This window comes from Pseudomonas sp. NPDC087626, from assembly GCF_044743405.1.
Taxonomy (GTDB): domain Bacteria; phylum Pseudomonadota; class Gammaproteobacteria; order Pseudomonadales; family Pseudomonadaceae; genus Aquipseudomonas.
On record NZ_JBIUWJ010000057.1, the window covers coordinates 1 to 15060 of the forward strand.

The 15060-nt window shown below is 61.6% G+C and carries 9 protein-coding genes, 1 rRNA gene and 1 pseudogene; 6 read left to right on the forward strand and 5 right to left on the reverse strand.

Features of this window, described 5'->3' with window-relative positions; genetic code table 11:
* Together ACIOVD_RS27415 and ACIOVD_RS27420 are read left to right on the forward strand one after the other, a co-directional pair.
* Positions 1–4281: immunoglobulin-like domain-containing protein (locus ACIOVD_RS27415; protein WP_401131295.1), on the forward strand; the 4281-nt coding region annotated here is incomplete at its 5' end.
* A 149-nt stretch (positions 4282–4430) separates the two neighbouring features.
* On the forward strand, positions 4431–4769 hold the full coding sequence (locus ACIOVD_RS27420; protein ID WP_401131302.1) for a tryptophan synthase subunit beta: 339 nt from the start codon (positions 4431–4433) through the stop codon (positions 4767–4769).
* A 43-nt stretch (positions 4770–4812) separates the two neighbouring features.
* Here the strand turns inward: ACIOVD_RS27420 and lapD are convergent, their stop codons facing one another.
* Both lapD and lapG read right to left on the reverse strand, forming a co-directional pair.
* Positions 4813–6759 carry a cyclic di-GMP receptor LapD gene (gene lapD / locus ACIOVD_RS27425; protein ID WP_095172003.1) on the reverse strand — a complete coding sequence of 649 codons (1947 nt, stop codon included), beginning with the start codon at positions 6757–6759 and terminating at the stop codon, positions 4813–4815.
* Positions 6760–6773: 14 nt separating this feature from the next.
* Complete coding sequence (gene lapG, locus ACIOVD_RS27430; protein WP_095172004.1) at positions 6774–7466, reverse strand: cysteine protease LapG; 693 nt, start codon at positions 7464–7466, stop codon at positions 6774–6776.
* Between the two features lie 271 nt (positions 7467–7737).
* Between lapG and ACIOVD_RS27435 the strand changes: the two genes are divergently transcribed.
* The gene (locus ACIOVD_RS27435; protein WP_095172006.1) at positions 7738–8448 is read left to right on the forward strand and encodes a GntR family transcriptional regulator; all 711 of its coding nucleotides are present in this window, start codon (positions 7738–7740) and stop codon (positions 8446–8448) included.
* Between the two features lie 78 nt (positions 8449–8526).
* Here ACIOVD_RS27435 and ACIOVD_RS27440 read toward each other — a convergent pair whose 3' ends face one another.
* Together ACIOVD_RS27440 and ACIOVD_RS27445 are read right to left on the reverse strand one after the other, a co-directional pair.
* Positions 8527–9312, reverse strand: coding sequence for a methyl-accepting chemotaxis protein (locus tag ACIOVD_RS27440; protein WP_371917616.1), 786 nt, complete (start codon positions 9310–9312; stop codon positions 8527–8529).
* A gap of 69 nt (positions 9313–9381) precedes the next feature.
* Positions 9382–10473, reverse strand: a pseudogene (locus tag ACIOVD_RS27445) (cache domain-containing protein); the annotation flags it as partial.
* Between the two features lie 245 nt (positions 10474–10718).
* Here ACIOVD_RS27445 and ACIOVD_RS27450 point away from each other — a divergent pair.
* The 3 genes from ACIOVD_RS27450 (at position 10719) to ACIOVD_RS27460 (ending at position 14818) form a co-directional block, all read left to right on the forward strand.
* Positions 10719–11231 (forward strand): sigma-70 family RNA polymerase sigma factor, encoded by a 513-nt coding sequence (locus tag ACIOVD_RS27450; RefSeq protein ID WP_095172010.1) that lies wholly within the window; start codon positions 10719–10721, stop codon positions 11229–11231.
* A complete protein-coding gene (locus ACIOVD_RS27455; protein ID WP_401131298.1) occupies positions 11224–12222 on the forward strand; it encodes a FecR domain-containing protein in 999 nt (332 codons plus the stop codon). Before ACIOVD_RS27450 ends, ACIOVD_RS27455 begins: the two co-directional genes overlap by 8 nt.
* A gap of 82 nt (positions 12223–12304) precedes the next feature.
* Positions 12305–14818 carry a TonB-dependent siderophore receptor gene (locus ACIOVD_RS27460; RefSeq protein WP_401131300.1) on the forward strand — a complete coding sequence of 838 codons (2514 nt, stop codon included), beginning with the start codon at positions 12305–12307 and terminating at the stop codon, positions 14816–14818.
* Positions 14819–14967: 149 nt separating this feature from the next.
* On the opposite strand, the gene rrf is transcribed toward ACIOVD_RS27460, so the two are convergent.
* Positions 14968–15060: ribosomal RNA gene (rrf, locus tag ACIOVD_RS27465) — 5S ribosomal RNA — on the reverse strand; the annotation flags it as partial.

Consider the following 15060-nt stretch of genomic DNA (forward strand, 5'->3'; position numbering starts at 1 on the left):
GAGGTGAAAGCCACCCTGACGGTGGATAAATCCACTGTCGCCGAAGGCGGTGAAGTCACCTACACCGTGACGCTGACCAACGCTGCTGGCATGCCGATGGCGAGCCATGGTCCTCTGGAGTTCACGCTGACCGATGGCACTGTGGTGAAAATCCCGGCTAACGGCACCAGTGGTACGGCTGTGGTCACCGCCAAAGACAACATCTTCACCGGTGGCCAGGACGCGATCGTCAACAAGCTCGAGTCGGTTTCGGCTAACAACTTCGAGAAGCTGACCCTCGGCAAAGACCAATACACCACTACCGTCACCGACGAGCCATCGGGCCAAGGCGACAAGATCACCGTCACCATCGAAAGCAACGGTGATGTGCTGGAAAACGCTGCGCCGAAGTTCACCGTCAAGGTCGATCAGGAGCTGAAACAAGACCTGACCGTCACCTTGAGCAACGGCGCGACCGTGGTGATCAAGGCCGGCACCACCAGCGTGCCGTACGAGCTGAAAGCCCAAGGCGACGACGTCTACAAAGACGGCGAAACCATCAAGCTGAGCGTCACTGACGCAACGGTTCCAGGCAAGTCCTTCGAGAACCTGGTGCTCGGCGGCGAAGCCGTGGTGAAAGTCAGCGACACCCTCACCGAAGTGACGGCCACCCTGAGTGTGGATAAAACCACTGTCGCCGAAGGCGGCCAGATCACCTACACCGTGACCCTGACCAACACCGCTGGCCTGCCAATGGCCAGCCACGGTGAGCTGACCTTCAAACTCAGCGACGGCACCACGGTCAAGATCCCGGCCAATGGCACCACGGGCACTGCAGTGGTCTTTGCCAAGGACGACATCTTCACTGGCGGCCAGGCTCCGATCGTCAACAAGCTGGTTTCGGTCACCGGTAACGAGAACTTCGAGAAGCTGACGCTCAAAGACACCACGTTGACCACCACCGTGACAGATGAACCAAGTGGCCAGGGCGACCTGACCACCGTGGGTATCAGTGGTGTGACTTCGGTGATCGAAGGCCAATCGGCGCATTACACGCTGAACCTGAGCAACACCGCCAAGACCGATGTGACGGTGACCTTGAAGTACACTGGCACCGCGATCGATGGTGTGGATTTCAGCGGTGTAGTGACGGTCACGATTCCGGCCAACAGCAACAATGTCGGGTTCGATATCAGCACCCGCGATGACAAGCTGGTCGAAGGTGCCGAGAACTTCGTGATCACTATCGACAAGGCTACCGGTGGTTCCTTCGAAAACCTGGGGATCGATCCGGACAAGTCCAGCGTGATCACCACCATCGTCGACAACGACCATGCACCTGTGACTGTCGGCGGGGCCGTTACCGGTCTCGAAGACACGACCATGACCCTGACCTGGGACAACTTCAAGGTCACCGACGTCGATAACGACAGCCCGTTGAGCATCACCATCACCCAGGTATCGGGCGCTGGCGAGTTGCTGTTCAACGGCGTCAAGGTCACGGTTGGCCAAACCATCAGCCAGGCGGATATCGCCCTCGGCAAACTGACGTTTGTGCCCGCACGCAACGAGTCGGGTGCCGACGGTTATGGCGGCACCGGAGTGGGCAACAAAGCCGCGGATTACGCGCAGATCAAGTTCAAGCCTACCGATGGCTTCAACCTGGGTAATGAAGCGACCTTGAAGGTCGATATCACTCCGCAGGCCGATGCGCCAACACTGAGCATCGCCGGCACCAACGTGAACTCGACCGGCTTGATCAAGGAAACCTGGACCGGCCTGACTGCGCTGAACACCGGCTTCAATGGTGCAGGCAGCGGTGCACCAACCAACACCCTGAAATCGGTGATCGACGCGGCCGGAAAGCCAAACACCAGCACCACCGTCAGCGACGTGCAGGAAGGCAGTGTGACGGCTGGGGTTGCCTCGAAAACCTCCGGCCTGATTTACCTCGAAGCCGGCAAGGTCTACTCCTTCAGCGGTACCGGCGACGACAGCCTGCTGGTGACCATTGGCGGCCAGAACGTGGCCAGCGCCCTGTGGGGCAATGGCGGCACGCTCAACGGTAGCTTCACGCCGACCACCAGCGGTTACTACACCCTGGACATCTACCACCACAACCAGAGCGGCGCGGGCAGCTACGACGTCAACCTCAAGGTGGACAACGGTCCGGTGCTCAACCTGAATAATGCCGGCGTGCCGATCTACACCGGCGTCAACGACCTGATCAATGCCGGTGTCACGGTTTCCGATCTGCACGGCAGCAACGGTGAGGGTTACTACGACGGTTACAAACTCAACACCGGTCCAGAAGGCGGCACCATCAAGCTGTCGGCCATCACCACCGAACTGACTGACAGGGACGGTTCCGAAAGCCTGAGCGTGAAGATCGGCGGGATTCCGGCGGGCTCCGTGCTCAGCGATGGCGCCGGTCATACCTTCACGGCCACCGCGACCAATGGCGAGGCGATTGTCACCGGCTGGAACCTCGGCACGCTGACCATCACCCCGCCGCCGTACCACAGCACCTCGTTCAACTTGACGGTGACGTCGACGTCCACCGAGCAGTTGGGTGGTTCCGCGCCAAGTACTGCGCAGATCCCGGTGACCCTGTACCCGGCGACGTACAACCCGATCATGGGCACGACCAAGGATGACAACATCCTGGGGACCGACAGCAATGACATCGTCATTGCCGACATCGGTGGCCTGAACGTGGTCCAGGGCAAGAACTACAACATCGCGTTCATGGTCGACACCTCCGGCAGTATGGACACCTCGATCAAGGCGGCGAAGGAGTCGCTGGCCCTGATGTTCAACACCCTCAAGCAGAGCCTGGGTGCGGACTCCTCGGGGACGGTGAACATCTTCCTGACGACGTTCGACAGCACCGTGAGCAAGACACTGTCGGTCAACCTCAATGACCAGGGCGCGCTGGAGCAACTGCAGGGCATGGTCAGGTCGATGCAGTCGGGCGGCGGCACCAACTACGAGGACGTGTTCAAGACCACGGCCAACTGGTTCCAGAGCGATCAGGCCATGGGCAACAAAGGCGCCACCAACCTGACGTACTTCATCACCGACGGTCAGCCTAACTACTACCAGAGTGGCGAGCAGACCAACCCGGTGGTGGCGGACTTCTACTACAGCACCACCAAAAACGACGGCAAGCTGGACGACTACTTGAACGTCAACAACTACAAACTGGGCGATACCGCGTATATCACCCTGGGCGGTGTGAGCCGCCAGTTGATCAACAGTAACGGCCAGGTCCTCAAATGGACGGAATACGAGCCGGGCAAGTGGTACAACTCCAATACCCTCGGCACGATCCGTGCGCAGGGTGACGGTACGTATGAGATCTCCTACACCGATGACAGGAATGGCACGACCAGTAACTCCAACAGCAGCTTCCTGTTGCTCAGTGGCCTGTCGCAGGTCGAGGCGATCGGCCTGAACAAGACCATCAAGCCGGCCGACCTGATTCCGTACGACACTGATGACAAGCCGCAGACCAACATCGATCCGAAGGACCTGGCCAATGCCATCCTCGGCCATTCCGAGGCCACCCTGCCGGGTGCCGACAAGGTCGATGGCGGTGATGGCAACGACATCATCTTCGGCGACCTGGTGAGCTTCAACGGCATTGCCGGCGAGGGTTACCAGGCCATGCAGGCCTTCGTTGGCCAGCAAACCGGGGTGGACGTCAGCAAGGTCACTGCCAGCAATGTGCACCAGTACGTCACCGAGCACTACAACGCGTTCGATGTGTCCGGGGCGCGTGACGGTATCGATAACCTGCTGGGCGGTGCCGGCAACGACATCATCTTCGGCCAGGGCGGCGACGATGTGCTCGACGGCGGCAAGGGCAATGACATCCTGCTGGGTGGCACCGGCAAGGACACGCTGCTCGGCGGCGAAGGCAACGACATCCTGTTGGGCGGTTCGGGCAATGACATCCTGACCGGCGGCTCGGGTGCCGACACCTTCGTCTGGAGGTCTGGTGATACCGGCAATGACGTGATCAAGGACTTCAAGGCCAGCGAAGGTGACCGCATCGATCTGCGTGACCTGTTGCAGGGCGAGAGCGCCAGCACCATCGACAACTTCCTGAAAATCACCACGGTGGAAGGGGTATCGACGTTGCAGGTCAGTTCCGAAGGCAAGCTTAATGCCGCAGGTGGCATCGCCAACGCCGACGTGACGATCAAACTGGAAGGCAACAACTGGTCCGGTCAGAGCGTCAACTCGCTGGTGGTCGGCCTCGACCCAACCATCAAGATCGACCACAACAACAGTTGACCGGGTACCTGCCGACCGCTCATACGGGAGGTCGGCAGGCTTGTTCGAGTGACCGCCGGGGTGACGACTTGAGCGTTGCCCCGCATACTCACCTGCGTTGGCCTATGCTGCTGACAGCACGACGCTGGTTCATTCATGAGGGATTGTCGATGTTCTACGTGCAACGTAATGCACAGGGCCTGCTGGTGCGCGTAGAGGCTGCGCCCTACGCCGAGGCAACGGAAACGCTGCCCGCCGACCACCACGAGATCCAGGCCTGGTACGCCAACGAGGTGATGGAAACCAGCCTCAAACAGCTTAAACAGAGTGACCTGGAGATGATCCGGGTACTCGACGACCTGATTCAGGTGCTGACCAGCAAAGGGGTGATTCGCGTCACCGACCTGCCGCCGGCCGCACAAGCCAAGCTGATGGACCGGACCCAGGCACGTGAAGCCCTGGGTGGGTTGAGCCATCTGATCAACGAAGATGAAAGCGGGCTGATCTGAGCCCCGGAGCGCACCCGGTCGACGGGTACGCTCATCCTCATTACTACTGCCAGGGTTTCGGTTCGCCGAACAACTGGCCCTGCACCCCGTACAGACCCATCTCGCGAATCACCCGCAACTCCCCTTCGGTCTCCACCCGCTCGGCAATCAGCGGCAGGTCGATGCTGTGGGCGGCGCGCTGGATGGCTTCGATGAACAGGCGCTTGTCACTTTCCTGATCGATGGCGCGGATGTAGCTGCCATCGATTTTCAGATAGGCCAGGCCCAGGCGCGACAGATTGCCGATCATGCTGAACCGTCCGCCGAAACGCTGCAGGCTGAGGGAGAACCCCAGCTCGCGCAGACGCTGGGTCAGTTGTTCGAGCACGGCCTGGTCAGGGAGTTGCTCCTCACCGATTTCCAGGGTCAGGCGTGGCCCCAGGTCCGAATGCTGGCGCAGGATCTCGAAGACCTTGTTCAGCGCCTGCGGATCGGCCAGGGTCGCCGCGGACAGATTGAGCGCCAGCGATTGCTGGTGGCTGGCCATCTGCGTCAACACGCCCTCGAGCATCAGGCGGTCAAGCCGCGACATCCAGCCAAATCGTTCCAGCCACGGCAGGAAGCGCCCGGCGGGAATGGTCTGGCCCTGCTCGTCGAGCAGACGCGACAGGACTTTGTAATGCAGCACCAGGTCGGTGTCCTGGCTGGCCACCACCGGCTGGAAGTACAGCTGGAAGCGCTGTTGCTCGAGTGCCTGGTCCAGCAGCCGGTGCCAGGCATGATGGTCTTCGCCAACGGTCGCGGCCACGTTGTGCTCCAGGCACGCCCAGTTCGACTCGCCCTCGCCTTCCGCTTGCAACAGTGCCTGGTCGGCCAGGCTCAACACCGCCTGCGGCGTGTCGCCGTGGACGAACGGCGCCAGGCCGATCGCCGCCACCGTTGGCACGTCAGTCGCGCCGGTGGCATGCAGGCTGGCCAATGCACTGTCCAGGCTCTGTGCCAGTTGCTGCGCCTCTTCGCGGACCAGTCCTGGCGCCAGCACTGCAAATTCGCCGCCACGGATCCGGGTGACCAGGTTCTGGGTTTCCGGGTACCGCGCACACTCACGCGATAGCTGTTGGCCGACGGCCTGCAGCAACTGGTCGGTACGTTGCCCGCCCAGGCGCTGGTTGAGGCCCGCCAGGTCCTTGACCCGCAGCAGCAACAGATAACCGGTGCTCGCCTGTTCGGCATTGCTCACCCGGGCATTCAACTGCATCTCGAAATAGCGCCGGTTGGCCAAGCCCGTGAGGGTGTCCTGATAGGATTGCGCGCGCAGTTTCTCGCTGCGCTCGGCCTGCTCCTGGAACAGCGCCTTGAGCTTTTCGACCATCTGGTTCATCGCCTGCACCACACGCCGCAACTCAGGTGTGCGCGGCAGCTCCGGCAGGCTGAGGAACTCGCGCCGGGCAATCGCATGGGACTGCTTGACCATGTAGTCCAGCGGCTTGAGCTGGCGGCGCAGCAACAACGCCCCCAACACCGCGCTGACCGCGCCACACACCAGCAACCAGCCAAGGCTGCCCAGGGCGCTCTGCCAGAGCTTGGCCACGGCGAACATCGGATGGCTGATTACCTCGACCCTGGCCGCCTGTTCCCAGCCGCGGCTGACCAAGGCATCACCACCGGCTGGCTCCAGGCCGATCAGGTTGACGAACCACTGCGGTACCTTGCTCACGTCGGGTGTACCGCTGCGCTCGACAATGGCGCTGTCGGTCTTGAGGTCCACCACACGAATGCTCGCGTAATAACCGCTGTCGAAGATCGAGCTGACCAGCAGCTCGACCATCGCCGGGTCGTCGATGTTCGGGGTCAGCGACAACGCCAGCGCCGTGGCCGCGTCCTGGGCGTGGGAGCGCAGTTGATTGACGTACTGGGTCCGCGAACTTTCCAGGCTGACCATGAAGCTGCCGGTGAAGGCGACCACCAGGAACAGGCAGATAGCAAGCAACAACTGTTTGAACAATGACATCTGAACGCGTGCTCCTAGTGGGTCGTCTCGGCCGGAAATCCCTCGGCCTGCATTTTTTTCAACACATCCTGCCAACGGGACAGGCGCTTGGTATCGCCGACTTTCTGGTTACCCTTGGCACCCGGTAGCCACAAGCCCTGCGCATTGAAGGAGTAGACCGGCAACAGGTCGGTACGCTGGCTGGCGGGCGCAATGGCGTCGACCAGGCTGTCGAGCACCAATGGCATCGCGTCCGGGCTGGCATAGTAGGTCAAGACCATGTGCGCGCGGTTCTGGCGCAGGGCCTTGACGTAGGTGATACGCAACTTGTCGCTGGAAACCCCGAGATGGCGCAGGCTGAAGTATTTGGCGATCGCATAGTCTTCGCAATCTCCGGCGCCCTTCCATAAGCCTTCGACGGGTGTTTCCCAATAATCGACCTGACGCCACAGGTCGATGTCTTCCACGTAACGCATCTGCTTGTTGAAGAACAGATTGACCACTTTGAGCTGCTCGAGCTCCGGCACTTGCTGCTGTGTGGCCAGCAGGTGCTGCCAGGCATCGATCCGCTGCTTGCCCTCGCCTAGCGGCCCGTACAAGGCCTCTGCCCGCCGACTGATCAGCGAGAAGTCCCAATCGGCCTGCAGGGCACCGAGCATGACACTGCCGATCAGCAGTGCCGAGCACAGCCAACGCCAGGTCAAAGTGAGTGCGCAACGTGCCAGCAATGCAGTGATTCCGGGAGGGCGGTGGGGAAATCGATGATGGTGCAGCCTGGATCGGTAAAAGACAATGGCACGATGCAATCACTGCGCGCAGGCTAAACTTGAAGGACCGACCAAGATCACAGCGCCGCGTTTGCCATCCGCTCATCCGGCACCTATGCCTGTGGCGTTAAACGCTCGAAAAAGGCATTGTCTCGCCCGTTTGACAAGCTGGCACCCAGTCACTAGTGTGCATTGGATCCAATATTTACTTCTACTGTCGGAGGGCATTGTCGTGGCACAGAAGCCCAACCCACTCAGCACCATTACCGTCAGCGGCCCTATCCCCGCTCACCTGGCTCGTGCGGTGATCGAAGAGACCCTGCGCTCGGCGATTCTCGACGGGCGCCTGCCCTGCGGCACCGCACTGCGCCAGCAAGACCTGGCCGACCTGTTCGGCGTCAGCCGCATGCCGGTACGCGAAGCGCTGCGCCAGCTCGAAGCGCAATCGCTGCTGCATGTCGTCGCCCACAAAGGCGCGGTCGTGGCGCCTCTGATCGAAGGTGATGCCGCCGAGACTTATGCGCTGCGCATCCTGCTGGAGTGCGAGGCCCTGCGCTTGTCGATTCCGCTGCTCGATGAAGCGGATTTCGCCGAGGCAGCGAGCCACATCGACCACCTGGAAACCGAGACCGATTACGCCGAAATCGGCCGGCTCAATCGCCTGTTCCATATGGCCCTGTACCGCAAGGCGCCCAACCGTCGGTTGCTGACCCTGATCGAAAACGGCTTGTGGGAAGAAGAACGCTTCCTGCGCTTCAACCTGGGGTCCATGGGGCTGGGCAAACTCACCCAGGAAGATCACCGCGAACTGCTGCGCATCGCCCAAGCCGGGGACATCGCCCTGGGCGTGGCCAAACTGACGCACCACCTCAATCGCGCGGTGGACGTCATCACCCGCTATCTGAACAGCGTCGAGTCCCAGGGCAAGACCTCAGCGAACTGATACTCGCAGGTGCACAGGCGAAAAAAAACGCGATGAGCCCAGCCGGGCTCATCGCGTTTTTGCCAGTGCTACGAGGCTTCAGATCTTGAAGCTGTCCACCAGTTGCTTCAGGCGATTGGCCTGCAGCGACAGGGCATCGCAATCCTTCAAGGTTTCATTGAGGTTGGCCACACCTTGCTGGTTCAGCAGGTTGATCTGGTTGATGTCGACGTTGAGGGTCTCCACCACGGCGGTCTGCTCTTCCGTCGCGGCCGCCACCGACTGGTTCATGCCGTCGATCTCGGTGATGCGCTGGGTCACGCTGACCAGTCGCGCACCCGCCTGATTCGCCACTTCGACACTTTCTTCGCTGGAGAGCTGGCTGGCGTTCATGGTCGATACCGCCTCACGCGAGCCGACTTGCAGCGAGGTGATCATCTTGTGGATCTCTTCGGCCGACTCCTGGGTGCGGTGAGCCAGGTTGCGCACTTCGTCCGCCACCACGGCAAACCCGCGCCCGGCTTCACCGGCACGCGCCGCTTCGATTGCGGCGTTGAGCGCCAGCAGGTTGGTCTGCTGGGAGATACCCTTGATCACATCGAGAATGTGCCCGATGTTGTCGGTACTGGCGTTGAGGGTTTCGATCTGGGTGCAGGACAGACTGATTTTCTGCGACAGCTCGGTCATCGCCAGAATGGTCTGCTCCACCACTTGGCGCCCGTCGTCGGCCTGCTCGCTGGCGCCGCTGGCGTGTTGCGAAGCGTCCGCCGCGTTGCGGGCGATTTCCTGGGTGGCTGCGCCCAGTTCATTGATGGCCGCGGCGACGCTGTTGGTGCGTGCACTTTGCTCATCGGAACCGACGATCGAGGCATTGGAGGACGCCATCACTCGTTGCGACAAGTCGTGCACCTGGCGGGTGGCCGACGAAACTTCGCTGATGGAGGCATGAATGCGCTCCACGAACTGGTTGAAGGCCCCGCCCAGCTCACCGAATTCATCCTTGCTTTCCACGGCCAGGCGGCGAGTCAGGTCGCCCTCACCCTGGGCGATGTCCTGCATGGCGCGGCCCATGGTGGTCAGTGGGCGCATCAGCACTTGGATCAACAGGCTCAGCAGCACGGCAATGGCGGTCACGGCGACGAACATGGCGATCAAGGCCGAGGTGCGGAACTTGCCCAGGGCGGCGTAGGCCTTGTCCCGGTCGATCGACAGGCCTATGTACCACTGCGCATTCGGCAGACCGTTGACCGGGGTAAAGGACAGGATGCGTTCCTGCTGGTTGAGCAGCACGTCCTGGTTGCCCGCACCGACACGCACGTTGGCGCCGGGGTAGATGTCCTTGAGGTTTTTCATCACCTGGTCTTTGTCCGGGCTGACGATTACCTGGCCGTCGGCGCTGACCAGGAACGCATGGCCGATGCCGCCGAAGTCCACCGAGTTGATGATGTTGACCAGGGTCGCCAGGCTCAAGTCGCCGCCCACCACACCCAGCAGTTCGCCATGCTTCTTGACCGGCATGGCGATGGTCACCACCAGCCCGCCGACTGCAGCCATATAGGGCGGGGTCAGCATGGTTTGGTCAGCCGCGACCGCCTGCTTGTACCAGGGGCGCTGGCGCGGGTCGTAGCCCTCGGGCATTTTCGCGTCAGGGCGCTGGGTAAACACTCCGTTTGCCTGGCCGACGTAGGTGAACTGGAAGTTCGAGGTGAAGGCCGGCTGGTCGACCAGGCCTGGGAAGTCGGCGTTGGCGCCCTGGTGCGCGACGTTCTGCGCCAGGTTCTCCAGGACCAGGATCCGCCCACTGAGCCAGTTCTGCACGCTGCTGGCGGTCAGGGCCCCTGCTTGCTGGACCGAGGTGTCGAGGTTTTGCTGGATGGTGTTGCGCTGCAGGTAGTCGTTATACAAAGTGAACAAGGCGAACGCCAGGACCACGACGCCCGAAGCGGCCAACAGGATTTTATGGCTGAACTTGAGATTCATGTCAGGGGACTTCTCATGCAAAAGAGTAGGGATGCGTTCCGGGTGCAACATTCCATGTGACGCCATAGGCCGCTCTGTGGCCGCTCTACTTTGGTGCACGCATGTCTCCCCCACTCTTTCGGCACCAAGCCGGGAAAACTTAGGCTTTTGTGCAGAACCCGGGACAATCTCTGCAAAAAACCGGCGAATGGCGGGCTAGAGCACTTTCATTGAGGTTTATCGAGGGCGTGAAGCGGCGGCAGTTGCAAAAATCACAGGCCTTGATGACAATGCGACTAATTATCATTTGTGACGTCCAGGCTGTCGCGTTCATGCCCTCTCCTGAGTCAGCGGTACAGGTGCTCTACAGCAACCACCATGGTTGGCTCAATACGTGGCTGCGCAGCCGCCTGGGCAATGCCGCCGATGCGGCGGATCTGGCCCAGGACACGTTCGTGCGCCTGTTGCAGCGGACCGAGCGACTCGAACTCAAGGCCCCCCGCGCCTTCTTGCGGACCATTGCCCGTGGCCTGGTGATCGATCACTGGCGCCGTGCGGAGATCGAGCGCGCCTACCTGGAAAGCATCGCCCACCTGCCCGAAGCCGAAGCGCCGAGTGCCGAAGCGCGAGCCTTGGTGCTCGAGTTGCTGGAGCGCATAACGCGGATGCTCGAAGGCCTCAAGCCGAAGGTGCGCAAGGCGTTTGTGTTGGCCCAGTGCGAGGGACTGCCCCATAAGCAGATCGCCGAGCAGATGGGGTTGTCCTTGCGGTCGGTGGAGCGGTACGTCGCCGATGCGCTCTATCACTGCTACGTGCTGCGTTATGAGGGCCAGGCGGGTGAGTAATCTGCGCGCCCACGGCGGACCCCACCAGCAGGTGGTCAAGCAGGCCATCAGTTGGCTGCTGCGCCTGCGCAATAACGCCAGCAACCCCAAGCTCCAGGCGCAATGTGAGCGGTGGCGCACGGCACATCCGGAACACGAACTGGCCTGGCAGCGGGTGCAGTCGCTGCAACAAGAGTTGAGCGCCAACCTGCGGGCGGTGCCGGGTGCCCAGGTCGCGTTGCACACCCTGGAACAGAGTGCGCAACGCCTGGACCGTCGCCAGGCCCTGAAGCTGCTTGGCGGCGCGCTGTTGCTGGGCTCTGCCGCGTGGCTCGGTCGGGAGCAGATGGGCGGGTTGCAGTGGAACGCCGATTTCGCCACCGCCACGGGCGAGCGCCGCGGCTTCCAGTTGCCAGACGGCACTCGCCTGCGCCTGAACACCGACAGCGCCGCCAACCTGGATTTCACCGCCGGGCAACGCCTGATCAAGCTGGCACGTGGCGAAATCATGGTGACCTGCGGCAGCAGCCTGACGCCGACCCCGGGCCAGCCGTTGCGGGTGCAAAGCGAGCACGGTCTGTTCGAGGCGAGCACCGCACGTTTTATCGTGCGCCAGGAGCGCGACTGCACCCGGCTCAGCGTCACCAGTGGCAGTGTCGCAGTGCTTGCACCGCAGGCGGCGGACGGCGCGCCGATGCGGGTCCAGGCAGGGCAAAGCTACCTGATCACCCCTGCCCTGGCGGCACCTGCCCCGCCTCTGGCGATGGACCCCGGCGCCTGGGTGGATGGCTTGATCGTCACGCGCAACATGCGCCTGGCGGATTTCCTCAAGGAAGTGAGCCGCTACCGCCGTGGGCATCTTGCCTGCGCCTCGCAGATCGCCGACTTGCGTCTGTCTGGGGTGTTCCGCCTGGAGGATACCGACAAGCTGCTGGCCATCGTGGCGCAGACGCTCCCCGTGCAGGTGCGCTATCGCACACGCTGGTGGGTGACCGTGGAGCGCCAGGTGTGATTTTTGGCGGGTTTTCCAGCGTAGTCCGGCTTAGACAGTAAGCACTTCAATCTGCCTTGAGCGACTCCCACGGAAACCCATGATGACTGTTCGCACCCACCGTTCCCTGCCCTGCCCCTGCGCCCCAGACTCACCGTCCGCCAGCTTGCTGCGCCAAGCCATCCGCGCCGCGCTGTTCTCCACCGCACTGGGGGTGAGCGCACTGCCGTTGCTCGCCCATGGCGCGGATGCCAGTGTGGCCAGTGCCAGCCGTAGCTATGACATCGCCGCCGGCCCCTTGAGCGAGGTGCTGAATCAGTTCGCGCGCCAGGCCGGCATCACCCTGTCGACCACTCCCGAACTCACCCAGGGCCGGCAATCGCCTGGGGTGCAGGGCGACTACTCGGCAGATCAGGCCTTGAGCCACGTGCTCAACGGTTCGGGCCTACAGGCGGTCAGCCAGGACGGCAGCAGTTACGTCCTGCGGCCGCAAGCCGAAGGCGCAGCACTGAATCTGCCGACCACCGACATCAAGGGGTTTGCCCTGGGTAACGCACTGGGCAGCATGGAAGGCTACAACGCCACTCACAGTCAGGTCGCCACCAAGACCAGCACTGCCCTGCTGGAAACCTCGCAAAGTGTGTCGGTGGTCACTCGCCAGCAAATGGACGACCAGGGTGCGCAAACCGTATCCCAGACCATGCGCTACACCCCGGGCGTGCTGACCAACCCCTATGGTGCCACCCATCGCTACGACTACGTGGCCATGCGCGGCTTCAACGATGGCTCGGTGGACAACATCTACCTCGATGGCTTGAAGTCCATGGGGGACAGCGGCACTTACAGCAGCATGCAGATCGATCCGTACTTCCTGGAGCGCGTGGACATCCTCAAGGGGCCTTCCTCGGTGCTCTATGGGCGCAGTTCGCCCGGCGGCCTGGTGGCGCTCACCAGCAAGAAGCCCCTATACGAGGCCTATCATCAGGTTCAAGCCACGGTCGGCACGCAGGGCCAACAAGGTATGGGTTTTGACTTCAGCGGCCCTGTAGACGACGACAAGCGCATTGCCTATCGCCTGACCGGCCTTGCCGACAAATCCGACACGCAGTTCGACCATAACAAGGAAAAGCGCTTCGCCCTGGCACCGACCTTGAGCATCGACTTCACCGACGACACCTCACTGACCCTGCAGGCCTACCTGCAGCACGACCCCGATGGCGGCTATCACAGCGGTATGCCGGCCGATGGCGCACTGCATCAGCGCAATGGTCAGCGCATCTCGGAGCACTTCTTTGAAGGCGAACCGGGAGTCGATGGCTACCAGCGCGACCAGCAGTCTTTCGGCTACCAGTTCGAACACCGCTTCAATGATGTTTTCACCGCGCGGCAGAACTTCCGTTACCTGGACTCCAAGGTCAAACTCGACCAGATCTATGGGTATGGCTGGACCACCCCCACCAGCAATGAGCTGAACCGCTACTACACCGGTGGCGACGAAAAGCTGCATTCGTTCATCGTCGATAACATGCTCCAGGCCGAGTTCCTCACCGGCGACAGCAAGCACACGGTATTGATGGGCGCTGACTACCAGCGGCGCAAGACTGTGGTCGACTGGACCAGTGGTTCGGTGGCACCGATCAACGCCTTCGACCCGGTGTACGGCAACGCCGAGATCACCTACTACGATCCATTGAGCTACCTGCGTCGCCTGGAGCAGACCGGCGTTTACCTGCAGGACCTGATCGAGATGGACCAGTGGCGGTTCTCCCTGGGCCTGCGTCAGGACTGGGTAGAAACCTCGGAAGAGAACCGCCTGGCCGAGTTCAATCGCCCGGAAGGCACCGAGGTCAACGACAAACGCACCAAGCTGACCGGACGCGCCGGGGCGCTGTATCTGTTTGATAACGGCATTGCGCCGTACATCAGCTACTCCGAGTCGTTCAATCCGAACTCCTACGCAGACAGTGCGGGCAACCCCTTGGCACCGACCGATGGCACCCAATGGGAAGTGGGCTTGAAGTACCAGCCACCCGGGACGGACAACCTATTCACTGCATCGCTGTTCCGCATTGACCAGGAGAACCTGGCGACCAAGCTGCCCCAGGAAAACTTCTATCGTGCAGTCGGGGCCGTTCGCTCCCAGGGCCTGGAGCTGGAAGCACACACCCAGGTGACCGACAACCTGAAAGTGCTCGGCAGCTACACCTTTACCGACATCGAGTACTCCAAATCGATGATCAGCACCCTGAGCACCGACACCGATGTGATCGAAAACAAGGGCAACTCGCCGACTCAGGCACCACGCCATATGGCCTCGCTGTGGGCGGACTACCTGTTCGATAGCGCAGCACTCGATGGCCTGCGCCTGGGCGGTGGCGTGCGATATGTCGGCTACAGTTGGGCGGATGCCGAGAACACCATGAAGGTGCCTGCGTACACGCTGTTTGATGCTTCGATCGGCTACGACCTGGGCAAGGTGGGCCTGAAGGGGGTCGATGTGCGCCTGAATGCCAACAACCTGACTGACGAATCCTACATTGCGTCCTGTGCCAGCCTGAGCTTCTGCTACATGGGCGAGGAACGTAACGTGGCGGCCACGGTGAGCTACCAGTTCTAACTGCGGGTCATTCCAACAAAGCCAGCGCCTGGGCTCAGCCGCTGGCTTTGTTGTCTCTGCAGCAAGCTATGGGGCCCTGCAGAGGCTTTGGTTACCCCTGAAACGACAAAACCCCTGTCTGCAATGCAGACAGGGGTTTCGGAATTCAATCTTGACGATGACCTACTCTCACATGGGGAAACCCCACACTACCATCGGCGATGCATCGTTTCACTGCTGAGTTCGGGATGGGATCAGGTGGT